At 69.2% G+C, this 22536-nt stretch carries 22 protein-coding genes and 1 pseudogene; 10 read left to right on the top strand and 13 right to left on the bottom strand.

Annotation, left to right across the window (positions count from 1 at the left end; genetic code table 11):
* Positions 1-2 precede the first annotated feature (2 nt).
* Positions 3-920, bottom strand: coding sequence for a methionyl-tRNA formyltransferase (locus D7Y21_RS29960; RefSeq protein WP_121717211.1), 918 nt, complete (start codon positions 918-920; stop codon positions 3-5).
* Between the two features lie 126 nt (positions 921-1046).
* The gene (gene metK / locus D7Y21_RS29955; RefSeq protein ID WP_120561236.1) at positions 1047-2237 is read right to left on the bottom strand and encodes a methionine adenosyltransferase; all 1191 of its coding nucleotides are present in this window, start codon (positions 2235-2237) and stop codon (positions 1047-1049) included.
* 234 nt (positions 2238-2471) lie between these two features.
* On the opposite strand from metK, the gene D7Y21_RS29950 reads away from it, so the two are divergent.
* The 7 genes from D7Y21_RS29950 (at position 2472) to D7Y21_RS29920 (ending at position 10465) form a co-directional block, all read left to right on the top strand.
* On the top strand, positions 2472-3068 hold the full coding sequence (locus D7Y21_RS29950; RefSeq protein ID WP_121717210.1) for an ABC transporter substrate-binding protein: 597 nt from the start codon (positions 2472-2474) through the stop codon (positions 3066-3068).
* 118 nt (positions 3069-3186) lie between these two features.
* A complete protein-coding gene (locus tag D7Y21_RS29945; RefSeq protein ID WP_121717209.1) occupies positions 3187-5355 on the top strand; it encodes a site-specific recombinase in 2169 nt (722 codons plus the stop codon).
* 114 nt (positions 5356-5469) lie between these two features.
* Positions 5470-8121, top strand: coding sequence for an RND family transporter (locus D7Y21_RS29940; RefSeq protein WP_120561233.1), 2652 nt, complete (start codon positions 5470-5472; stop codon positions 8119-8121).
* A gap of 99 nt (positions 8122-8220) precedes the next feature.
* Positions 8221-8823 (top strand): MXAN_6521/LA_1396 family lipoprotein, encoded by a 603-nt coding sequence (locus D7Y21_RS29935; protein WP_121717208.1) that lies wholly within the window; start codon positions 8221-8223, stop codon positions 8821-8823.
* A gap of 12 nt (positions 8824-8835) precedes the next feature.
* Positions 8836-9372: an MgtC/SapB family protein gene (locus D7Y21_RS29930; RefSeq protein WP_233591331.1), complete on the top strand. Its 537-nt coding sequence runs from the start codon at positions 8836-8838 to the stop codon at positions 9370-9372.
* A 206-nt stretch (positions 9373-9578) separates the two neighbouring features.
* A complete protein-coding gene (locus D7Y21_RS29925; RefSeq protein WP_233591330.1) occupies positions 9579-10019 on the top strand; it encodes a DUF4329 domain-containing protein in 441 nt (146 codons plus the stop codon).
* 41 nt (positions 10020-10060) lie between these two features.
* Complete coding sequence (locus D7Y21_RS29920; protein WP_120561230.1) at positions 10061-10465, top strand: hypothetical protein; 405 nt, start codon at positions 10061-10063, stop codon at positions 10463-10465.
* A 60-nt stretch (positions 10466-10525) separates the two neighbouring features.
* On the opposite strand, the gene D7Y21_RS29915 is transcribed toward D7Y21_RS29920, so the two are convergent.
* The 9 genes from D7Y21_RS29915 to D7Y21_RS29875 all read right to left on the bottom strand — a co-directional run bounded on the left by D7Y21_RS29915 (position 10526) and on the right by D7Y21_RS29875 (position 17988).
* Positions 10526-10858 (bottom strand): hypothetical protein, encoded by a 333-nt coding sequence (locus D7Y21_RS29915; RefSeq protein ID WP_121717207.1) that lies wholly within the window; start codon positions 10856-10858, stop codon positions 10526-10528.
* Positions 10859-10952: 94 nt separating this feature from the next.
* On the bottom strand, positions 10953-12761 hold the full coding sequence (ptsP, locus tag D7Y21_RS29910; protein WP_120561228.1) for a phosphoenolpyruvate--protein phosphotransferase: 1809 nt from the start codon (positions 12759-12761) through the stop codon (positions 10953-10955).
* A 43-nt stretch (positions 12762-12804) separates the two neighbouring features.
* Entirely contained in the window at positions 12805-13083 is a 279-nt protein-coding gene (locus D7Y21_RS29905; protein WP_120561227.1) for an HPr family phosphocarrier protein, read from the bottom strand.
* A gap of 33 nt (positions 13084-13116) precedes the next feature.
* The gene (locus tag D7Y21_RS29900) at positions 13117-13911 is read right to left on the bottom strand and encodes a PTS system mannose/fructose/sorbose family transporter subunit IID (protein ID WP_370039438.1); all 795 of its coding nucleotides are present in this window, start codon (positions 13909-13911) and stop codon (positions 13117-13119) included.
* Between the two features lie 17 nt (positions 13912-13928).
* Positions 13929-14648, bottom strand: a complete 720-nt coding sequence (locus D7Y21_RS29895) for a PTS sugar transporter subunit IIC (RefSeq protein WP_120561226.1) — start codon at positions 14646-14648, stop codon at positions 13929-13931.
* A 4-nt stretch (positions 14649-14652) separates the two neighbouring features.
* A complete protein-coding gene (locus D7Y21_RS29890) occupies positions 14653-15138 on the bottom strand; it encodes a PTS sugar transporter subunit IIB (RefSeq protein WP_120561225.1) in 486 nt (161 codons plus the stop codon).
* A 33-nt stretch (positions 15139-15171) separates the two neighbouring features.
* Positions 15172-15594, bottom strand: a complete 423-nt coding sequence (locus tag D7Y21_RS29885) for a PTS sugar transporter subunit IIA (RefSeq protein WP_014399911.1) — start codon at positions 15592-15594, stop codon at positions 15172-15174.
* Positions 15595-16013: 419 nt separating this feature from the next.
* The gene (locus tag D7Y21_RS29880; RefSeq protein ID WP_121717206.1) at positions 16014-16934 is read right to left on the bottom strand and encodes an NAD+ kinase; all 921 of its coding nucleotides are present in this window, start codon (positions 16932-16934) and stop codon (positions 16014-16016) included.
* 22 nt (positions 16935-16956) lie between these two features.
* Entirely contained in the window at positions 16957-17988 is a 1032-nt protein-coding gene (locus tag D7Y21_RS29875) for an SPFH domain-containing protein (protein ID WP_121717205.1), read from the bottom strand.
* Between the two features lie 156 nt (positions 17989-18144).
* On the opposite strand from D7Y21_RS29875, the gene D7Y21_RS29870 reads away from it, so the two are divergent.
* Both D7Y21_RS29870 and D7Y21_RS29865 read left to right on the top strand, forming a co-directional pair.
* Positions 18145-19560 (top strand): general secretion pathway protein GspE, encoded by a 1416-nt coding sequence (locus D7Y21_RS29870; protein WP_121717204.1) that lies wholly within the window; start codon positions 18145-18147, stop codon positions 19558-19560.
* Between the two features lie 8 nt (positions 19561-19568).
* Positions 19569-20393, top strand: coding sequence for a class I SAM-dependent methyltransferase (locus D7Y21_RS29865; RefSeq protein ID WP_121717203.1), 825 nt, complete (start codon positions 19569-19571; stop codon positions 20391-20393).
* A gap of 20 nt (positions 20394-20413) precedes the next feature.
* On the opposite strand, the gene D7Y21_RS29860 is transcribed toward D7Y21_RS29865, so the two are convergent.
* Both D7Y21_RS29860 and D7Y21_RS29855 read right to left on the bottom strand, forming a co-directional pair.
* Positions 20414-20818, bottom strand: coding sequence for a hypothetical protein (locus D7Y21_RS29860; protein ID WP_121717202.1), 405 nt, complete (start codon positions 20816-20818; stop codon positions 20414-20416).
* A 19-nt stretch (positions 20819-20837) separates the two neighbouring features.
* On the bottom strand, positions 20838-21980 hold the full coding sequence (locus D7Y21_RS29855; protein ID WP_147469411.1) for an ATPase, T2SS/T4P/T4SS family: 1143 nt from the start codon (positions 21978-21980) through the stop codon (positions 20838-20840).
* Positions 21981-22148: 168 nt separating this feature from the next.
* On the opposite strand from D7Y21_RS29855, the pseudogene D7Y21_RS29850 reads away from it, so the two are divergent.
* Positions 22149-22536, top strand: a pseudogene (locus tag D7Y21_RS29850) (hypothetical protein); the annotation flags it as partial.

Genomic DNA, 22536 nt, shown 5'->3' with positions numbered 1-22536 from the left:
CCTCAGGCCTCCTCCAGCACGTGCGACACCACCCAGAGCGGCGTGTCCCCACACTGCACCAGCAGCTCGTCCCCCTGCCGGGCCAGCAACGTGCCCGGCTCCGCGCGAGGGTCTTCGCCCCGCCACGCCCGCGTGCGCTGAACACGAACCCAGCGGCCATCCAGCCGGGCCCGCGCATCCCCCCTCCCCTCACGCCACCCGGCGAAGCGGCACGCGCGCACCTTCAGGTGCACGGAGCGCGCGCTGTCGCGCCAGTCGATGTCCCGGTACGCCGGCTCGAAGAAGGGCGCGAAGGTGGCGTCCGCCTCCGCCTGCCGCTCGCCCACGTCTCCCCGCGCCACGCGCTCCACCACGCCGGGCAGCAGCCGGCGCGACGCGAGCATCAGCTTCTCGAAGACCACCTCCTCCGTGTCCTCGTCCTTCACCGGGAACATGCCCTGCGCGAGCACGGGTCCGGTGTCGAAGCTCGCGTCCATGCGGTGGAAGGTGAGCCCCAGCTCGCGAGCGTCCTCGCGCAGCGCCCACCCCAGCGGACAGGGCCCCCGGTACCGAGGCAGGAAGGACGGGTGCACGTTCACCGCCCCCAGGCGAGGCATCGCCAGCGCCTCCGGTGGCAGCCGCCACGGGAAGAAGAAGCACAGGAGGAGGTCCGGCTTCAGGCCCGCCAACCGGGGCGTCAGGTGCGCCCGCTCGCTCACCAGCAGCACGTCCACCGACGGCGGCGCGGCCTCGAAGAGCCGCCCCAGCTCCGCCCACCCCTCCATGTCCAACGGGCGCAGGCCCCGGATGCCCGCCGGAACCACCAGCGCCACCACGTCATGCCCCTGGGCCCTCAGCGCCAGCGTGAAGTCGTGCGCCACCGCGGGGGCCACGGTGAGCAGCACGATGCGCCAGCCAGACGCGGCACCCGGAGTCGGCATGGCCGTGTCCTAACAGTTCACCCGCCGTATGCGCCCGGCCAACGCACGCGCCATGCCCGGAAATGAAAACGCGCTCGCCCCGGGATGGGACGAGCGCGTGGGCTCAACCGAAGTGCTTCCAGTGCGTCAGACCGCCTTCAGGCGGGGCGTGCGCGTCTTGGGCGCGGGGGCGGCGACGGCCTCACGGAGCGCGTCCTTCTTGTCCGTGCGCTCCCAGGTGAACTCCTTCTCGGAGCGGCCGAAGTGACCGTACGCGGCGGTCTTCTGGTAGATGGGCCGCAGCAGGTCCAGGTGCTCGGTGATTTCGCGCGGGCGCAGGCCGAACGTCTGGCGCACGGCGCGGGCGATCTGCTCCTCCGGCACGGTGGACGTCCCGAAGGTCTCCACCATCACGCTGACAGGCTCCGCCACGCCGATGGCGTAGGACACCTGCACCTCGCAACGACGGGCCAGGCCCGCCGCCACGACGTTCTTCGCGATGTAGCGGCCCATGTACGCGGCCGAGCGGTCCACCTTGGACGGGTCCTTGCCGCTGAACGCGCCGCCACCGTGACGGCCCATGCCGCCGTAGGTGTCGACGATGATCTTCCGGCCCGTGAGGCCCGAGTCGCCCATGGGGCCGCCGATGACGAAGCGGCCCGTGGGGTTGATGAAGAACTTGGTCTTGTTGTCGATGAGCTTCTTCGGCAGGACCTTCAGGATGACGTCCTCGCGGATGGCCTCCTGGATCTTCTTGTTGGAGACGTCATCCGAGTGCTGCGTGGACAGCACCACCGCGTCGATGCGCAGCGGCTTGCCGTCCTTGTACTCCACCGTGACCTGGCTCTTGCCGTCCGGGCGGATCCACGGGTGGTTCTTGCGGCGCACCTCCGCCAGGCGGCGGGTCAGCGCGTGCGCGTAGTGGATGGGCGCGGGCATCAGCTCCGGCGTCTCGTCGCACGCGAAGCCGAACATCATGCCCTGGTCGCCGGCGCCCTGGTCCTTCTTGTTGTCCACGCCCCGGGCGATGTCCTGGCTCTGGCCTTCGATGGCCACCATGACGCCGCAGGTGTGGCCGTCATAGCCCATGGAGCTATCGGTGTAGCCAATGCGCGTGATGGTCGAGCGGACGATCTTCGGGATGTCCACGTAACAATTCGTCGTCACCTCGCCCGCGACGATGGCGAGGCCCGTCTTCACGAGCGTCTCCACGGCGACGCGCGCCTGCGGATCCTTGGCGATGATGGCATCGAGCACACCGTCGGAGATCTGGTCGGCGATCTTGTCCGGGTGGCCCTCGGTGACGGATTCAGACGTGAACAGGAAGTCGGTAGGCATGTCTTCTCGGGCTTCGCGCTAATTCGGTGACGCAGCGCAGGGGGCGGACACTAAACGTGCGGTCCCAGCAGAGTCAAACCTGTCGCTACGGGGGTTTATTCGACGCAAAGCGCCCTTCGGCCGGGCGGACCTGACGCCACGGGTGTGCCTGCCCGCCGGATGAATTTAATGGTTCGCGCGGCGTTCCCCTGGGCTACAGGACCCGCGCCCTTCTTCTGGAGGTCACAGACCCATATGAACGCCACTGCCCGCATTCGCACCCTTCCCTTCCTGGTTGCCCTCACCTTCGCCGTGCCCGCGCTCGCCGCGCCCAAGGCTTCCGAAGCCATCACCAAGCCGGTGAAGACCGTGGTGCAGTCCGTGCGCTACGAGAAGGACCTCAAGGCCCTGGAGAACCTGGGCAGCGACCAGCAGGGCCTCTTCCTGCTGGGGGACGAGTGGTCCAAGGCCACGGACGCCCAGCGCAAGGAGTTCACCCAGCTCTTCCAGAACCTGTTCGCGAAGATCGCCTTCCCCAAGGTACGTGAGAACTTCAAGAACCTGGACTCCATCACCTACGACGAGCCGCAGGTGACGGGCGACAAGGCGCTCGTGGGCTCCACCATCTTCATCAACCACCCGCTGAAGAAGCAGGAGATGAAGCTCAAGTACGCCGTGGAGAAGGTGGGCGGCGGCTGGAAGGTCGTGGACGTGTCCGTGCTGGGCGACTCCATGCTCACCGGCATCCGCGATGATCAGGTCCGCCCCCTCTTCAAGGAGGGCGGCTGGGAAGGGCTGCTCGGCGCCATGCGTGCGAAGAACAACGAACTGGGTTCGGTGAAGCTGAAGTAATCCAGTCAGCTGCTACCTGGACGGCCAGGCAACCAGGGCCCCGCCGACCCTCCGGGTTCCGGGGGAGGCGCGGTCCGGTTAGGCTAGGGCGTTCCTCCTCCCCCGGAGCGCCTGGCGAATGACTGTTTCGACCCCCGCCCCGCGGCTGCTGCTCCGGGGTGTGCCGTCCGACCGTGAGATGGACGCGTTCTGCGTCCAGTACGCGCCCCGGGCCCCCGGCCACCCCGCGGTCCGGGACCTGCTCCGGCTGCTGTCGGAGGTCCCCGGTGACGGCCTGGAGCCGCGCCTGGAGTGGGTGGAGCGGTGGATCCACTGGATGCGCGACCGCATCCCCGCCCACGGCCTCACGGAAGCGGACGACCGCGCGCTGTCCCCCGCGAACTCCCGGCTGTCCCTGCTGGTGCGCGTGCTGGAGGGCGAGAGCGCCCTGCGCGCGTCCGTCACCCGGCTGGTGGCGGGGGTGTGCGCGGGCAGCCGGGGCCTGAAGCTCTTCGCCCAGGTGGGCCTGAGCGCGGGCAACGGCTTCTTCTCCGAGCTGACGGACCGCTTCGTGCGCGGCGTGCTGCCCGCGCCGCCGGAGCCGGGTGAGCTGTCGGAGCTGCTCCTGCGCCTGTTCCCGGTGCCGGAGGACGCGGAGTGGCTGGGCGCGCTGTCCCCCATGCTGCTGGCGCGGCTGACGGCGCTGGTGGGCGAGCCTCCCCCACCAGAACCCACCCCGTCCTCGCGTGTGCGAGGGGACCTGATGGACGCGCTGATGCTGCTGGGCGTGCAGGTGGCGGGGCTGGGGCTGGCGGAGGACGTGCGCGACCGCACGCCGGACCTGTCCTTCCGCGCGTCCCCCTTCCTGCGGCTGCGGTTGGTGTGCGACGCGGTGCTGGCGCGCGACGGGGCCCAGGAGTCGCTGGCGGACCTGGTCCGCGTGGTGAAGGACTGCCGCGGGGTGGTGCGCACCGTCACCCGGCACCTGGAGGACTCCGGCGTCAGCGTGGACCTGGTGTACCGGCTGGAGCGCATCGGGCGCGGCCTGGACCGGATGGAGGCCGTCGCGCGGGTGCTGGGCGCGCCCCGCGGCGAGCCCCGTTGGCGCGAGGCGCTGGCGCTCCTGTCGGACCTGCTGGAGCAAGCGCACGAGGACCGCTCCGTGCGCGCGCTGGTGCGCCGCAACGCGCGGCTGATGGCGCGCAAGATCATCGAGCGCACCGGCAACACGGGTGAGCACTACATCACCTCCACGACGGCCGAGTTCCACCACATGGTGGACTCGGCGGCGGGCGGCGGCCTTGTCGCCGCGGTCGCTGTCGCGCTGAAGTTCCTGCTCACCGGCCTGCCGCTGGCCCCCTTCTTCGCGGGCCTCTTCGTCGCGCTCAACTACGCGGGCGGCTTCGTGGTGATGCAGCTCTTGGGCTTCACGCTGGCCACCAAGCAGCCGTCCATGACGGCCTCCACGCTGGCCGCCGCGGTGAGCGAGGACGCGAGCCCGGACGAAGGCGCCCGGCGCATGGAGCGTCTGGCGGCCCTGGTGCCGCGCATCACCCGCTCGCAGCTCGCGGCCATCCTGGGCAACCTGGGCTGCGTCCTGCCCGTCGCGGTGGCGCTGGCGCTGGGCTTCCAGTTCCTCAGGGGCCACGCCTACCTCACCGCGCAGCAGGCGCAGCATGTGGTGGAGACGCTGCACCCCTGGAAGAGCGCGACGCTCCTCTACGCCGCGATGACCGGCGTGATGCTCTGGGCCTCCAGCGTGGCCGCCGGCTGGTTCGAGAACTTCATCGTCTACCGCCACCTGCCGGAGGCGCTCGCCCACAACCGCGTGCTGCGCGCGGTCTTCGGCGTGACGGGCGCGCGCAAGGTGGCGGACGCGCTGATGCACCACGCGGCGGGCGTGGGCGGCGGCGTCACCCTGGGCGTGCTGCTGGCGGTGATGCCGGGCGTGGGCGGCTTCTTCGGCATCCCGCTGGACGTGCGGCACGTCACCTTCTCCTTCGGCGCGCTGGCCTTCGCCGGGTGCGCGCTGGGCCCCTCCGCCGTGATGGAGCCGGGCTTCCTGGCGGCCGCCGCGGGGGTGCTCGTCGTCGGCGTCGTCAACTTCGGTGTGTCCTTCACGCTGGCCCTGGGCGTGGCCCTGCGAGCACGCGATGTCCCGGTGCGAGAGGGCGCGCGCTTCCTGGGCGCGGTGTTCCTGCGCTTCCTGCGAAACCCGCTCCCCTTCCTTCTCCCGCCCCGCGACGAACCTGTCCCGGGTGGGACGGAGGCGCAGGTCGTCCCCCTGGGCGGGCCTCCAGGACACTGAAGTCGCGGTTTATTCCCTCGGGATAAGAGGCCCTGTCTCGCGCGGAGGTGGGGCGGACAGGCACCCCGGGCTTTGCTTCCGGGCGGGGACGTTCGGCGGTAGGGTCCCGCGCCCATGAGCGGCAATCCTTCCTCCCATCCCCCGCCCCGCCTCGCGCTGGCCTACGCAGAGATGCTGGTCCGGCGCCCCGGCACCGTCATGCTCGTGCTGCTGTTGCTGCTCGGCATTTCAGTGTGGGGCACGTCGAAGCTGACCATCAATTCGAACCAGCTGGACCTCATCTCCCAGGACCTGCAGGAGGTGAAGGACGTCAAGCGCGTCATCGACATGGTGGGCGGCAGCGGCTTCTTCATGCTCACCTTCCGCGGTGACGACGAGGCCACGCTCAAGAAGGTCGCGGACGACGTGGCCGCGATGGTGGGCAAGGACAAGGAGAACGCGCGCTCCATCACCTACAAGATTCCCGTCGAGTTCGTGCAGAACAACATGGTGCTGTTCGTGAAGACGGAGGACCTGGCCGAGGGCAAGCGCCGCATCATGGCGTTCCTCAAGGATCAGATCCGCCGCGCGAACCCCTTCTACATCGAGATCAAGAAGACGGAGCCGGTGAAGCTGGACCTGCAGGACCTGGTCGACAAGTACTCCAGCGTTGGCAACAAGAGCATCGCGGACGACTACTACATCTCCCAGGACCGCAAGCTGCTGCTGCTCCTCATCAAGCCGATGTGGGACACCAACCAGATTGGCAAGACGAAGGAGTACGTGGACAAGCTGCGTGTGGACCTGGAGCAGTACTCCAAGAGCAACGCCGCGGGCGTGCAGCTGGTGGAGGACTACTACAAGATGGGCGACAAGAAGACGGTCGCCTACGGCTTCACGGGTTCCTACAAGACGGCGGTGGACGACTCGTACGCCATCGAGGACTCGCTCCAGCCGGTCACCATCATCGCGCTCGTCGCCATCTTCGCCATCACCATCGCGTTCTTCCGCAAGTGGGCGCCCACGCTCATCGTGGTGAGCGGCACGGTGGCGGGCACGCTGTACACGCTGGGCTTCACCTACGCGACGCTGGGTGAGCTCAACATGATCACCTCCATCCTGGGCGGCATCCTGATGGGGTTCGGCATCGACTACGGCATCCACTTCATCTTCCGTACGCGCCTGGAGCTGGGCGCGGGCAAGCCCTACGACGTGGCCATCCGCGACGCGGTCATCAACGCGGGCCGTCCGGCGCTGGTGTCCGCGGTGGTGGTGGCCGGTTCGTTCTACGTGCTGATGGTGAGCGAGTTCAAAGGCTTCTCCCAGTTCGGCTTCCTGGCCGGCACGGGCACGCTGATGCTGGGCTTCACGCTGTTCTCCTGGTGCCCGGCGCTGCTGGCCATCGCGGGCCGCAGGAACCCGGAGCTGCCGCAGAAGCTCATTGGCGTGATGAAGCCGCCGCCCACGACCAACGCGTCCGGCAAGGAGCTGCGCATCCCGCGCCCCGGCCTGGTGCTGGCGGTGGGCTGCGTGATTGTCGCGGTGGTGTGCGGCGCGGCCATCCCGTGGAAGAGCGGCGAGCCCCCGGCGGACGCGGGCTTCTTCGCGCGGCTGCCGTACGGAGTGCGCTTCAACTACAACACCCGCGCGCTGATGCCGGCGAACCAGCCGTCCGTGGTGCTGCAGGATGAAATCAACGCGCGCTTCAAGATCGCCAGCGACCCGCTCGCCATCTACACCAAGGACCTGGCGGAGACGGAGGCCCTCTACAAGGAGCTGACGGCGGATCCGAAGAAGCGCCCCGCCATCTCCCAGGTGATGAGCCTCTTCACCTTCGTGCCGCCGGAGGGCATCTCGCAGGCGAACGCCAAGATCCTGGAGGAGTGGCAGGACGAGCTGAAGGAGATCGACGTGAAGGCGCTGCCGCCGGAGACGCAGGAGAAGGCGGCCCTGTTCTTCAAGATGCTGGAGGCGCGTCCCTTCGACGTGCACCAGGTGCCGGAGATCTACGCCTCGCAGTTCCGCCACCTGCCCACCACGAGCCCGGAGAACCACGGCTACCTCACGTTCATCTACCCGAGCGTGGACCTGTGGGACGGCAAGCAGATGCTCCAGTTCGCGGACCAGACCCGCTCCATCAAGGGCATGGTGACGCCGGGCAAGTTCACGGAAGGCGGCCCCACGGGCGCGCCGGTGGAGAAGGATTTCCGCGCCGCGGGCGCCACGCAGCTGTACGCGTCGCTGGCGCGCATGGTGCTCAAGGACGCGAAGCTCACGGTCATCCTCACCGCGCTGTGGATCCTGGTGATGCACTTCGCGGACTTCCGCAACGCGAAGCTGGCGCTGGCGTCCGTGATTCCGCTGACGGTGGGCCTGGCGATGATGATGGGCTTCATGGCGCTGTTCGACCTGCGCCTGAACTTCATGAACATCATCATCCTGCCCATCCTCTTGGGCTTCGGCGTGAGCCACGGCCTGTACCTGCTGCACCGCTTCCTGGAGGGCACGTCCCCGCTGGTGGCGCTGCGCAGCGTGGGCGCGGCGGTGGTGTCCTCCACGCTGACGGCGGTGGCGGGCTTCGCGGCGCTGCTGGTGGCCAGCCACAACGGCCTGCGCTCCATGGGCATCGTCGCCTGCATCGGCCTCATCACCACGCTGCTGGTGTCCTTCACGGTGCTGGCGGCGGTGATGCAGCTCATGCACGACAAGCGGCAGAAGGACGCGGGGCGTTCGTCAGAGGGCGGTTCCGCCTCGGGCGGTGACACGTCCTCCACACGCGCCGCCTGACAGCGCGGAGGAAGCGCTTAATATCCGCGCCGGACCTTTCGGCCCCGCCTTCCCCCAAGGGAAGCGCGGGGCCGTTCTTTTCTTCGGGAGCTTCAAGCCATGGGGACGTTCAAGCGGGTGGGCGCGGTGCTGGGTCTGATGGTGCTCACGGGTTGCGCGACGGTGAAGAGCCAGCGGCTGCGTCCTGACTACGCGACGGTGGACCGGCTGCAGGTGAAGCGGCTGGCGGTGGTGACGCAGCCGTTCCCGCAGGGCCAGCAGTACATCGGCGACCTGTGGAGCCTCATCGCGCGGCAGTGGCTGAACCAGAACCGGGACTACCTGGTGAAGGCCAACACGTCCCTTCCGGAGCGCCCCACGGACCCCACCTTCAAGGAGCAGTGCGTGGAGGGCATCGAGGGCGTGCTCTGGCTGGACCCGGCGGTGAAGCGCGTGGGCGACGGCGCGGAGGTGGCGGTGAGGGCGCAGCTCATCCGCTGCCGCGACGGCGAGGAGGTGTGGGCCGCGGAGGCGGGCGGCAGCTGGGACTCCGAGGACAAGAAGTACGTGGAGCGCAAGGAGCAGTACGTGACGGAGCTGGGCAAGGACGTGGAGCCCTACGTGGTGCCGTCCTACAAGCTGCTGGTGGCCACGCTGGACACGCTGCCCAGTCCCCAACTGAACGACGCGGACACGGAGGAGAAGATCGAATTGGGCGAGTAGCGTCGCGCCCGGGTGGAACCTCAAGTCCTCATCGGAAGGCTGGTGCTGGCCACGCTGCTGGGCGGCGCGCTGGGCGTGGAGCGCGAGGCGCGCAACCAGGCCGCGGGCCTGCGCACGCACACGCTGGTGGCGCTGGGGGCGTGCTGCTTCACGCTCTCCAGCGTGTACACGGAGGAGTTGCTCCGGATGGGCGCGAACCCCAGCGGCACGCAGACGGACATCAGCCGCATCGCCAGCCAGGTTGTCGTGGGCATCGGCTTCCTGGGCGCGGGGGTCATCCTGCGCCACGGGGAGGCGGTGAGAGGGCTCACCACGGCGGCGAACCTCTGGTTGACGGCGGCGGTGGGCCTGGCCTGCGGGCTGGGCCTCTACCTGGCGGCCGGGGTCACCGTGGCCCTGGCCCTCCTGTCGCTGGTGGTGCTGCGCCCCATCTCCCGGCTGCTGTCGCCCGAGGCAGGACGGCACGGCGGGCGATACAGGAAGCCGCCAGAAGGTGGAAACAGCGAGGACGGGCCCCCCACTGGTGAAGAGGGGTCCCGTCCCGAGTGACGCGCGGGTTCCAAGGCGGCGTCAGACACCACCATTAGCGTCGTGGCATGGCGACACAGCCCGCAGCGCTACGAGCAGCAATCTCTGGATGGGTGCTCCTGGCCCTGTTGCTGGGATGCGCGGGAGGAGGATCTGCGCGGTTCTGGTTCGATACGGAGCGCCGCCTCGTTGTCGCCGGCCCCATGGTGGGTCCTTTCGACAGTCTGATGGCTCTGGCCCCTGAGCTCTGCAAGGTGGTGAGACAGATGCCCGGCGCCACGGCGGGAAACACGCGTGAGGGACAGGAGTACTGCGGGGTCATCTACCAACGGAATTTCGAGTCGTCGTTCTACGCCAGCCATCCGTCGACGCTCAGCCATCCGCTGCCCTTGCCGGGTGGGAGGAAATCCTGCAAGCCACCGGAGCGAGTCGAAGACCCGGACGCACGCACCATCAACATCTACGCGGACTACCACAGCCATCCCGCCATCACGGGGTTCTCGCCGGAGGATCTCCAGGCGCGCACACAGCGCTATTACTTCCGGCTGATGTTCAACCCCGTGTGCGAAGTCCGGCTCTATGACTTCCAGGAGCGAACCGTCTTCCTGCTCGAGGCCGGTCAATTCGTGCCCGTGAAGCGAATCACGGACGATCTGCGCGGGCAGTAACCCTACAGTTCGCGGTGAAAGCCTTTCTGGAGCGAGGACACATGAAGCGTCTGGGCCTGGCACTGCTGCTCTTCACGGCGTCGGGGTGCATGCACCTTCACCGGCCAGCGCCCGTGGCCCCTCCCGAAGTGGCGCAGGGCATCCACTTCCCGGAGTGGCGCAAGGAGGACTCCACCACCGTGCAGGGGCCCCAGCTCAAGGCCCTTCAGATCGCGTTGGATGACTTCATGCCCCCGGGGCGAGGCGCGCCCGGTGGCGCGGACCCCATGACCCGGTGCCTGTTCCGGCTTCCCACCTATGACGCCTGGATCCAGCGTGGCGACAAGGTGACCTTCATCCACTTCACGCCGCTGGAACAGGAGCGCTGCGGCCTCAAGTCGGAGGTCATGGATGCAGGCGCCAGCTACGCCGTCAGCGACGAGGGGGTCATCCTCAAACGCGAATGAGCCGCGAGGAAGCACCTGCTTCCTCACGGCCCCCAGCGCACACCCTCGTCCGGACGCCCGCTACTCCATGGGCACCAGCGCGCCCGTCAGGTCGTGCGTGTAGACCACCGGCCGGTGCGGCGCATCTCCCATGTCGCGGCGCGCCTCATCGTCCAGGTCCAGCGCGCCCTCGGCCAGCATGGCGCCCGGGAGGCTGGCCAGGTCCCGGCGCAGGTAGACGTCATCCCCGTCCAGGTCCGCGACGTCGGAGAAGCGCACCGGGTATTCCCGCTCGAAGATGCGCCCCTTGCCGATGGTGAAGCCGCGTGGGTCCACCGCGACGATACCGCCGAGCGCTTCGCCGTCCCGGTCCCGCACCGTCATGCCCCGCTGAATGTCCGTTGGCTTGAACACGCTGCTGCCTCCTGCATTCGTGTCCGGCGAACGTGCGCACTCCGCCTGGAAACGGCGACCCCCTCCCCTCGCATTCATGCGAAGGGAACAGGGCCTACACGGACTCAGGCTCGGGATCATGCACCGGCGACAGCAGCGAGCCTTCCTGGCCGCCGAAGCGCCGGTCCATCTCCGTGCGCACGAAGCGCTCGATCTCCTCGGCGGTGGTCAGCTCCATGGCGCCCTGGAGCATCTCCAGCGCTTCGCTCCGGCTCACCCGGCGCATCATCCGCTTCACCACCGGAATCTGCCCGGACGTCATGGACAGCTCGTCGAAGCCCAGCGCCAGAAGCACCAGGGTGAAGAGCGGGTCGCCCGCCATCTCGCCGCACATGGAGACGGGGATGTTGGCGGCCTTCGCCGCGTCCACGATGCCCTGGAGCATGCGCAGCACCGACAGGTGCAGCGGCCGGTAGAGGTACGCGACCTCGCGGTTCTGGCGGTCGATGGCCAGCGAGTACTGGATGAGGTCGTTCGTCCCGATGGAGAAGAAGTCCGCCTCCTGCGCCAGCCGGTCCGCGATGGTCGCCGCGCTGGGCGTCTCCACCATGATGCCCACCGGGAAGCGCTTGCCCACCGGCACTCCCGCACGCCCCAGCGCCGTGCGGCACGCCTCCAGCTCGCTGCGCGCCTCCCGCAGCTCACTGACGCCGCAGATGAGCGGGAACATGAGGCGCAGGTTGCCGTGCACGCTCGCGCGCAAGAGGGCGCGCAGCTGGACGCGGAACAGCTCCCGGTTGGACAGGCAGTAGCGGATGGCCCTGAGGCCCATGGCCGGGTTGGGTTCCTTCTCGTGCTTCGTCTTGCCCGGCACCTTGTCGCCGCCCAGGTCCAGCGTGCGGATGGTGACGGGACGCCCGCCCATGGCCTCCAGCACCTGCTTGTAGGCGCGGTAGTGCTCCTCTTCCGTGGGCGCCGTCTTGCGGTCCAGGAACATGAACTCCGTGCGGTACAGGCCAATGCCCTCCGCGCCGTGAGCCAGGAGCGAGGGGATCTCCTCCAGGAACTCCATGTTGCCGTTGAGCCGGATGCGGAAGCCGTCCGTGCTCACCGCGGGCTGATCCTTGGTGGTCAGCGCCAGCTGCTCGCTCTCCAGGTAGCGGCGCTGCTCCTCACGGAACAACGCGAGCTGGTCCTCCGTGGGGTTCACCAGCACCACGCCGCGAGTGCCGTCCATGGCGACCAGGTCGCCCGGGGAAATCTGCTCGCTCGCGCGCCCCGCGCCCACCACCGCGGGCGTCTCCCGCGCGCGGGCGACGATGGCGGTGTGGCTCGTTTGTCCGCCCAGGTCGGTGACGAAGCCCGCCACGCGTCCGCTGCGAGCCATCATCGCAGCGTCCGCGGGCGGCAGGTCATGCGCGACGACAATGGCCTCCGCGGGCACCTCCACGTCCTCGTCCACCACCTGGCCCATCAGGTTGCGGATGATGCGGTCGGCCACGTAGTCCACGTCCGAGCGGCGCTCGCGGAAGTACTCGTCCGGGATGTTGTCGAAGAGGTGCTTGATTTTGCGGGCCGTGCGCCGCACCGCCCACTCCGCGTTGATGCGGTCCTCCACGATGAGGCGGTTGACCTCGTCCACGAGCATGGGGTCGTGGAGCATCAGCCGGTGTGCTTCCAGGATGAGGGCGTGGTCGCTGCCCTCCGTGCGCGTAATCTGGTCCTTGAGCTCCGCGAGCTGGCGGTCGGACAGGTCGATGGCGGTCTTCATCCGCATCCGCTCGGGTTCCACCTCCGCGTCCGCCAGGCGCAGCTTGGGCGTGCGGATGCGCTTCCTGTCCAGGATGAAGGCATGGCCCACCGCCACGCCCGGGGAGGCGCCGATGCCCGTCAACCTGAGTGTAGGGGTGGCCTGGCTGCTCACGGTTCTCCTGACCTCATGGGGAGTCTAACTCCCCTTTGGACGCTTACTGCGCTTCGCCAAACCGGTCCTCGATGAGCTTTTTCAATTCGGACAAGCAGGCCTCGGCATCCTCGCCCTTGCAGGTGAGGGTCACCTGGGTGCCCTGGGCCGCCGCGAGCATCAGCACGCCCATGATGGACTTGGCGTTGGCGCGCTGCCCGGAGGCCTTGATGAAGACCTCGCTCTTGAAGCGGTTGGCCACCTTGACCATCTGCGCCGCGGCCCGGGCGTGCAGCCCCAGCGCGTTGATGATCTCGAAGGTTCCCTCGGCTTCACTGGCCATCGTGCGACTCCCGCTTCACTCGACTGTTCGTACTCACAGAAAGGCACCCGCCGCGCAGGCCAATCCCGCCGCGACGTAGAGGACCACGTAGGTGGGGACGCGCCGGTTGACGAGCACGTACGCCAACACGCCCACCGCCAGGCATCCCACCGCCAGGAACGGCGCCCAGGTCCCGCCCGCCGTCGCCCCGAAGCTCAGCGCCAGCCACGCGGCCAGGCCGCCCGCGCTCGCCGCCGCCACGCCCCGAAGCCTCGCGCCCTTGGCGGGCAGGTTCACCCGCGCCACGGCCTCCACCAACCGGTCTCCCAGATTCAGGCCCAGCCAGTACAGCCGGATGCGCAGCAGCAGGTGAACCAGGTTGTACAGCACCAGGAAGAGCGCCACCGCCCAGACGCCCAGGAGCGGCACCATGGCCGCGCACAGCCCGCCCACCGCGGGCTTGAGCGACAGCCAGAAGAACCCGTCCCCCAGCGCCGCGAGCGGCCCCATCAGCGCCGCCTTGAAGCCCACCACCCGGTCCGGCGTCTCCTCTCCCCGGGCAATCTTCTGCTCGTGGTTCACCACGCCGCCCACGATGGCCGCCGCCACGTACGGGTGCGTGTTGAAGAAGACCAGGTGCCGGCGCACCGCCGCCTCGCGCAGCGGGCCCGGCGGGTACAGCTTCGCCAGCGCCGGGTAGACGGCGTACGCAAGCCCCAGGTTCTGCATGCCCTTGGGGTTCCACGACGCCTGGAGGAAGAGCGAGCGCAGGAACACGCGCAAGAGCGTGCCCCGGGACAGCCGCACGGGCGGGGTGAAGGCCGGCGCGGCGGCGGGCTCGGAAGGCACGGGCGTGGGCGTCGTGCTCAAGGCCGCTGCTCCTGCAGCTGCACCAGCACCACCGCCGTGGTGACGGCCGCCGCGGCCAGGCCCGCGTACAGGGGCGCGCGCTTCGCGTGGCTGGACTGCGCGGCGATGGCCGCCGCCACGGACGCCATGGCCGGGTACGCCCACGCCAGGCCCCGCACCATCCCGTGCGGCAGCGCCACCATCAGCGGCTCCAGGAAGTAGCCGGCCAGCGCGCACGCGCCGGTGATGGCGCCGTAGGACACGAAGTGCGGCCACATGCCCCACAGGTTCTGCCGCATGGCGCGGTTGAGGTTGCCGGCCTCCGCGGAAGACAGCGCCACGCGCGCGAGCCGGGCGGAGTAGCCCTCCAGGAGCCGGTCCAGCCTCCGCCCCACCCGCCCCAGCCCGATGAAGAGCAGCACGGCCAGCGACCAGATGGCCGGCGTGGAGCCCGCGCCGGTGGCGGCGGTGAGGGTGGCTGCCGCGGCGGCGGTGCCGGTGGCCGCGAGCGTGTCGTTCTCAGGGAGCGAGGCGCCCAGGTTGGCGGTGCCCAGGTAGAACAGCTCCAGCAGCATGCCGACGGACAGGCCCCCGCCCACGTCACCCAGCAGGGCGCCCATGAACGTGGCGGCCACCAGGGGCCGGGACAGCATGGCCTGGAGGAACGCCTTGCGCTCCACGGCCACCAGCCCCCCCCAGAGACACGCGAGCGCCACCTGGGTCCAACCGACGTTCACCCGCTCACCCGGCCTTCGACCAGCGCTCGGTCAGGTCCGGCAGGTCCACGGACTTCTCCGCGGGCACGGCGCGCGCCTCCACGCGCACGCCCTGCGCGGACAGCTGCTGGAGGGCCTGCAGCTCCCCTTCCGCCAGGAAGACGGACGGCGACACCTGCCGCCTTCCGGTGCCGAAGTGGACGTTGCCCAGGTTGAGCTGGTCCATGACCAGCCCGTGCTGGAAGGCGAACGGCACGGAGGCGACATCCCTCAGGAGCACCAGCGTGCGCACGCCGTCCTTGGACAGGGCGGCGAAGTCCACCTGGGCGAGGGGGAGGATCAGCACCTCGATGGCGCTCTGCACGGCGAGCGCCATGGCGGCACGGATGAGTGGACTGGAGGCCGCCTCATCGTCCGCCACCACAACTCGGGACACCTTGAGGTGGGGGAGCCAGGCTTCGACGACCTGACCGTGGATGAGGCGGTTGTCGACGCGGACCAGGGTGATCACGGCAGTCTCGAATCGCCGACCCGTACGGGTCCGTCAAGTTCGCGGCTGCTGCTGGGCCTCGCGAAGCAGGGCGGATGCACAGGTGATGTTGCGCTGGCCGTACGACGCCAGCTGGTTGGCCATGTCCGACAGGGCCATCTGCTCCGAACGGAGCGAGTTGGCCTTCAGCAGCATGGGCAGATTGACGCCGGCCAGGACTTCCAGATTCATCCGCTGACACATCATCAGCGATTCCTTACAGGGGGTACCTCCGAAGAGGTCGGCCATGATGATGACACCGTCCCCTTCATCCACGGCCTTCACGGCCTGCTTCATCTTGGCGCGAAGGTCCTCCACTGGGGCCCCCGGCTCGATGTTGCAGGTGGCCACGGCGGGCAGCTTGCCCACGATCTGTTCAGCGGTAGAGACAAGCTCATCCGCGAGACGCCCGTGCGATGCGATGACGAGGCCGACCATTGATCACCCCTGAGCCACTTCCCGGGAGAATTTGCGTCCTACGCTCATCAACGACCGGACGCAACTCCGGTGAAGCATTCCGCCTGCACCTGGGAACCGCTGCCCCAACAACTTCGCTTCGAAGGTAAGGCGACTGCGCCCACCATGCCTGGAATTTCAGGTCCGGGGAAGGGACACGGTGTCGTCTGCCGGACGGGGAGCCGGGCGCGGTCTCCCCACGCTCTAGGAGATGCGCGGTGTGGCCCCGCGGTGCGTGCCCCGCGGGACGAGCCCGGCACCCCCGCTCGGTGGGTAGGAAGGCGACCGTGCCATCGCAGGGGAGCGGCTGTATCACCTGGGAATCCCGGGAGGGCCCGCGAGGTCCAACGATACTCGGGGCGTTCCGGATTCTTGGGACCTGTCGCATCGGGTGTGGTGTCTCAGTGGACGACCAGGCGAGCCCTCTGCTCGGCGGGCCGGATGCGGGCGGTGGCGCCGGCGCCGAAGGTGAGGAAGTCCTCCTCCATGCCGTCGCTGAAGATGACGCCGCCCTGGGGCATGCGGGACTCGAGCACCAGCTCCGCCTGGGCGGTGACGAAGCCGCCGACGATGTCCGCGCTGGAGTGACGGCTGACGAAGGGCTCGCGCACGACGAAGGCGAGCCGCGCGTCCTCCCAGCCGAGCGTCCAGGGCTTCCCCGGCGTGCCGCCCGTGCAGCGGGTGAGGCCCTGCGCGAGCGCGAACACGGATGACAGCCACCCGCTGGAGCCCGCGCCCGTGGACACGAGCACGCCGCTGGAGGACTGCGACTCCTCCTTGCCGCCGTAGCGGACCTGGTAGCGGGCGGACACGTGCGTGCGCGCGCCGATGAACAGGTCGTTGAAGGCGAGCAGCCGCTGGCCGTCCTGGAGCCGCGCCTCCGCCAGCTGCACCTGGCGCATCCTCGCGCGGCCCTCCAGGGTCCGCTGCACCGCGCTCCGGGCGTCGCGAGGGAGGAAGGGCAGGAGCACGCCGTCGAAGCGCTCCGGGTCCGGGTTGACGCCCACGAGCGGTTGGCTGCCCACGTACTTGGCCACGTTGGCGACGAGCCCGTCCTGCCCCACCGCCACCACCACCTCCTTGCCGGTGAAGAGGAAGGTGGGCACGAGCGAGCGGTCCACCTGCTGCACCGGCAGCCCCACGTCCAGCTGCGAGCGAAGGCCGTCCACCGCGCGGCGGTAGGTGTCGTCCTCCGCCTCGAACCCGTTGAAGTCCTGGCCGTTGTGCTCCACGTAGAACTTCGCCTGCTTCTTCGTGTTGAAGCGGACCACCAGGTCCGCCAGCCGCGTCTTGCGCGTGACGAGCACGACTTTCTCGAACATGGCGAGCCTCCTTCCGGGGCCTTCAGCGGTCGAAGTGCTGGACGTCCGCGCGGCCGGGCTTGTTCGGCTTGGGGCCCGAGCGGGGTCCCGGGTTCGGGCCGGAGTCCGAGGGCAGCAGTGAGCGCAGCAGGTCCGGCGACACGTTGAGCTCGCCGATGCGCTGCGCGTTCTCGCCCATCTCGCGGAAGGCCAGGGCGATGTGGAGCGCGGGGTCGCCGCCATTGGCGGACGCGGCCAGGAGCGTCTTCCAATCCACGTTCTTCACCGGCTCCAGCGTCTTCTCCAGGGTGTACGCGCGCGCGTCCGCGGACTGGCGCTCGTTCTGGACCCAGCGCTCCATGAGGGCGGCGCGCTGCTCCTCCACCGCGATGTCCGCGGCCATCTTCGCCTCGCGAATCTGGCGCAGGCGCTCCTCCACCACCAACTCCGTGGCCAGCTCGCTCTCCTTGATGCGCCGCTCCTGCTCCACGGCCGCGTTGCGGCGGGCGTAGATGGCCTCGTCGGCTTCACGCTGGAGCCCTTCGCGCGCGGCGGCTTCCAGCGCGCGGGCCATCTCCGGCGTGGGCTGGATGGAGAGCACGGAGAAGGCCATCACGTGCACGCCCAGCGACTTCACGGACTCCGCCTCCGCCAGCGCCGCGAGCACCCGGGCCTCCAGCATGTCGGACTGCACCAGCACCTCGCGCAGGCTCAGGGACTGCACCACCGCGCGGGCGCGCACCTGCGCGGCCTGCACCAGCCGGTCCGACAGCTTCTCCGGGTCGTCGGAGCGGTGACGCCCCGCCGGGGTGATGGAGTAATCCAACAGCCCCGCCAGCCGCCGCGCGTCCTCCACCCGGTATGTCAGCTGCCCCTGAATCGTCACCGGCTGGAAGTCGCGGGTGACCTCATTGAAGGCGAACGGGACGTCCGCGCTCGACAGGGGCACCGCCACCAGCGTCGTCGCCGGCTTCCAATAGAGGAACGACAGGCCCGCGCCCTCCCGGACCACCTCGCCGTCCCGGTACTGCATCACGTACGTGGTCGGCGTCGACTTCATGTACCCGATGAACATCCGCGCATCCCCCTCACCTGCTGCGTTTTGTTTGTGTGATTTCGACACCATCTTAGTGTCGTTAATACACATTCGCAACAGGGAGTGCGGGAAAGCGGTGTAGGTGACGTGGATGCCGGTGGACGGGGCGGGGCCGGGCGTCCTTGAATCGGGGGCATGACGCGCAAGCTCGGGGAGCAGTTGATCCTGGATGGAGTGCTGACGCCGGAGGTGCTGTCCCGGGCGCTCGCGCGGCAGAAGGAGACGGGGCTGAAGCTGGGCGAGTGCCTGGTGCGGCTGGGCGTGGACGAGACGCCGGTGTTGCGGCTGTTGGCGCAGGAGTTGAAGACGCGCTTCGTGTCCACGGAGAAGCTGGCGCAGGCGAAGGTGGACGCGGCGCTCTTGGAGCGGGTGCCGGTGCGGCTGGCGGAGGGCTTCGACTTCATGCCGCTGCGGCTGGTGCAGGACGCGCTGTACGTGGCCATCTCCGAGCCGCAGCGGCAGCGGGCGCTGGAGGAGATCGCGAAGACGGTGGGCGTGGAGCAGGTGCTGCCGTTCATCGCGGTGCGCAGGTCCATTCGCGCGGCCATCCGGAAGCACTACTACGCGGACGCGCACGCCTTCGAGCACCCGCCGGAGGACCTGGCGTGTCCGCACTGTGGCGCGTCGTGCAAGCCGGGGGACTTCCAGTGCGCGCGCTGTGAGTTGCTGCTCGTGAGGAGCGTGGAGGACCTGCCGCCCCGGGACAACGTGTCGCTGGTGCGCGCGCTGCTCACGAGGCCGGAGCAGACAGGAGCGAGCGGTGTGCCCCGTCCGCCGCAGCAGGAGGCGACGCGGGTGGTGTCGTTCCAGGCACAGGCCCAGCCGAAGACGAAGGGGCCGCCGGTGCGGCCGGTCATCGTTGCGGGGCTGGACCTGGTGAACCGGCCGCTGAGCCCGTTCGAGGCGTACGTGCTGTCGTTCGTGGACGGGCGCACGGCGCTGTCGGACATGGCGATGATCACCCAGGTAACGGAGCTGGAGCTGCGCGCGGTGTTCGAGTCGCTGTCGGAGCGCGGCGTGACGAAGCTGGTGGGCACGCTGGCGTCGGCGGAGGTGGCATTCACGGGGGACGGTGTGCCCGCGTTCTCGCGCGAGCCGAAGACCGTGCCTCCGGCTGCGTCCGCGAAGGTGGCGGCGGCGCCGGCGGCCCGTGCACAGGCTCCGCGTCAGGCGCCGATGCCTTCGGTGTCGCTGGCCGCTGCGCTGACGGCGAAGCCTCCTTCCGTGGCGCCGGCTCCGGTGGCCAGGAAGGAGGACGCGCAGGAGGAAGTGCTCCAGCGCGTCGTGCGGCTGGAGCAGGCGGGGAAGCTGGCGGAGGCGCTGGACCTGCTGGAGCGCAGCATCGGGCTCTTGCCGAAGCCCGCGCCGCTCTACAACCGCATGGGGATGATCCTCCTGAACCACCAGCGCGATTACGAACGCGCCAGTGCGTTCTTCCAGAAGGCGTCGGACCTGGAGCCGGAGAGCAGCGTCTACACGATGAACCTGTACTCCGTGCTGGCGCTCACTGCTGAGGCCACGAACGCTGGACAGAAGAAGCCCCGGCGCTGAAGGTGCCCATGCCCTCCCCTTCCGAGTTGTACCTGTTGGACTTCCACGCGCGCCTCGCGGGCGTGACGTCGCGATGGTTCGGGCACGCGCCCGTGCAGTGGGATGGTGAGACGGCGCCTTCGACCTATGCGCTGCTGGAGGCAGTCGTGCCTCTCGACGCGCGGCCCCTGGCGGTGCTCGACCTCGCGTGTGGGGATGGCTACCTCCTGGAGCTGCTCGCTCGGAGGAAGCAGCCCGGGCTGTCCTTGATGGGGCTCGACATGAGTGAGCACGAGCTTGCCGCGGCACGGGGGCGGTTGAACGGGGCGGCGACACTGTTCCAGGGACGCGCGCAGTCGCTTCCATTCGGCGACGCCAGTGTCGATGTCGTGTTGAGCCACCTGGCGCTCATGCTGATGGACGACGTGGAGACCGTGCTCGCGGAGCTGCGGCGCGTGCTGAAGCCGGGTGGACGGGTGTCCATCGTCGTCGGTGGAGACCTGGTGCCGGGCAACGCGCTGGAGGTGTTCGCTGGACTCATGAAGAGCGCGGCGGCGGGTCCTCCCACGTGGCTGGGCGACCCTCTGGTCCGATCCAGCGATGGGTTGCGAGAACTCTTCGCCGAGGGCTTCGTGGAGGTCACGGTGCGGTCCCTCTCCGTGCAGGGGGATGGGCCCCCGCAGGAGGTCTGGGAGTCGCTGCTCACGACATATGACGCGGACCGCTTGTCTCCGGCGGCGCAGGCATCGATCAAGGCCGCTTTCCTCCAGGCCGTGGAACCGCTGCGGCGCGCCGATGGCAGCGTTCCGTTGCGCTGGGGCATGCGGCAACTGACCGCAATCCGGAAGCCTTGATCAGCGATATGTCCGGGCGCTCACAACCGCCGACAGACGAACCCCTCCTGAGTGGGAGTGCAGGCCGTTGCTCCGAGTTCCTCGAAGACGTGCCGCAAGGTTGCAGTCAGCTTGACCCCGAAGACCTCGATTTCGGACCACGGGGGATCATGTGCGAACGCACCGTGGTGCTCGTTCACATCACCGGCGATCCGGGCACACATCGCCTCAGGCGATTCTCCCTCGAGCGCGGCGAATGACGTGACGCCCACCGAGAGAGGATCAACTGCCGCATCCGCCAGGCCGCTCTTCCAAACGCTTTGGATGACAGGAGTGTTCTCGCGCGACTCAACGACCCATACGTGAAAGACGCGAGCCAGCTCAGCCACGCGGTCTCCGAAGCCCTGCTCAACCACGATCCCCACTTTGTGCGGCGGCATTGGCATGGTGCGGTCCCAACCCGGCTTACACGGGCGGCGTCCACGGGACGACGTGCGGCGTGTTGCCGTCCTCCGTGGGCTTCGTCTCGTGGAGCGTCATCGCGAGGGCGCCTACCGCGTCGCGCGTGTGATGCACGATGAGCGCAGGGGTGGGAATCCCGGGCATGGCTTCCGTCAGCCATGCGTAGCCCTCCTCGGGGGTCTTCGCCTCCAGGACGCAGATGGTGGCGTGTCCCGTTTGCGCCGCGGTGCAGAGCATCTCCATGTCCTTCAGCGTGCGCACCTCGTCCGCGAAGACGAGGTCCGGGTCCTGCCGTAGGAACGAACGCAGCGCTTGCACCAGCGGCAGCTCTCCGCTCACCTTCACGACACCGATGGCGCCTCCCGGCCCTCCCTTCGGCTCCTCCACGGCCGCCAGCGCGTGCACGTTGTCGGGCAGCGCATCCATCACCGCGCGCAGGGTCGTGCTGCGGCCCGTGTTCGATGCTCCCGTGAGCATCACCAACTGACCGTTGAACAGCGTCTTGTCCAGGCGGTTGAAGAGCCCCTTGAGGAACGCCGCGTGTTCAGCGGAGAGCGGGAGGCTGGTGATGCGCGGATACGCCTGGCGCGTCTCCCGGTCTCTCGCCAGCACCGTGGTCCAGGTGCCCAGTTCGTCTTCGCGGAAGGACACGCGGAACTCAACCTCCGGATCCGCCGCGCCCGCCGGGAAGGACACGTGGCCCCGGTCCGGCATCACCGGATCCGCGCCCCGCTTCGCATGCGCCGCCAACGCCTTCCCCAGCGGCCGATACAGTTCGTACGCCAGGGGCTGACGCACCGGCACCCGCTCGGCGCCCAGCAATCCCACCGTGCCCGGCGTGTCCTTCGCGATGAAGAACAGCGTGATGCCCGCGCTGATCACCCGACCGCCCGTCTCCGCTCGGGCTTCGTCGCTGTCGTCTTCGTCCTCGACGCTCTCCGTGTCGTCCGCCGCCCAGACGGAGAACATCGCCGCGCCCGTCTGTCCCGCGACGACGAAGAGGGCCGCCGCCAACGCTTCCGGCGTCCTCGGGGAGGCGGTCGCTCCAGATGGGGCCCGGCCCGCTTCCCCCAGCTTCTGGAGCAGGCTTGCGAACACGGCTTCCGGCGTGGCGGGGACTTCGGACTTCGGGCTCGGAGTCGTCATGGGCGCGGACCATGACATGGCCCGTCATGGCCCGACCACGCTGGAAACGGCCCCCGGGAAGCCCCTCCTCCTTGGAAACCGGGACGGCTGCCGGCCTGCCTTGAGAACGGGCGAGGAAGCACGACAGGAAGGGCTGCCCTCCAGCAGGCGCTTGGGTAACATCGCTTGATGTTCAGGCGTCTCACCAACGCGCTGCGACGGCTGTGGCACCGCCCCTCCGAAAGCAGCCTCCCGGACCGGCAGAGTCTGCCCGGCGGTACCGACCCCACCGTCGCCACGCCCCGGCGCTCGCGCGCGTCGGTCGCGGAGGAGGCCTCGCCTCCGGTCCGCACCAGCCGCCCGCGCCGCCCGGCCGTCCGCATCGTCGCGCACGGGGCCGCCCCGCATGTCAGCAACCGCAAGACGTCCCGCCGCACCGGCGTCACGCATCCCCGCTTCTACGACCTGCACGACGACTTCCGCGCCCCCGGCCGCTGGGAACCCGGCGACCCGCTGGACCCGGAGGACAAGGAGGTGGGCGACGTGTGGATGTTCACCGCCGGGCGCCCCGTGAACC

Source organism: Corallococcus sp. AB045 (assembly GCF_003668895.1).
GTDB classification, from domain to species: domain Bacteria; phylum Myxococcota; class Myxococcia; order Myxococcales; family Myxococcaceae; genus Corallococcus; species Corallococcus coralloides.
Note: the sequence above shows the minus strand (reverse complement) of the source record. Positions and strands in the feature narration are given on the sequence as shown.